The organism is Oleiphilus sp. HI0117, assembly GCF_001635235.1.
This window is the reverse complement of sequence record NZ_LWGA01000499.1, coordinates 1-309: the sequence shown is the minus strand read 5'-3', so window position 1 is coordinate 309 and position 309 is coordinate 1. Positions and strand designations below refer to the sequence as shown.

The 309-nt window shown below is 51.8% G+C and carries 1 pseudogene; it reads left to right on the top strand.

Annotated elements, in window-relative coordinates:
• Positions 1–309, top strand: a pseudogene (locus A3757_RS05615) (aminomethyl-transferring glycine dehydrogenase subunit GcvPB); the annotation flags it as partial.

The following is a 309-nucleotide window of genomic DNA, read 5'->3' as shown; positions in this document are numbered from 1 at the left end:
CGGTTTGCTTTATTACGATGGTGCGAACCTGAACGCGATCTTGGGTAAAGTACGCCCGGGCGATATGGGTTTTGACGTGCTGCATATGAACTTGCACAAGACCTTTGCAACACCTCACGGTGGCGGTGGACCAGGTTCTGGCCCAGTTGCTGTAGGTGAGCGTTTACTACCATACCTGCCTACGCCAATGGCGGGTTGTCAGGCGCAAGCAGACGGCGTTAAGAATTATCATTGGGTGACCCAAGCAGATAATGTAGATTCCATCGGTCGCCTAAGTACCTTCATGGGTAATGCCGGGATTATTCTTCG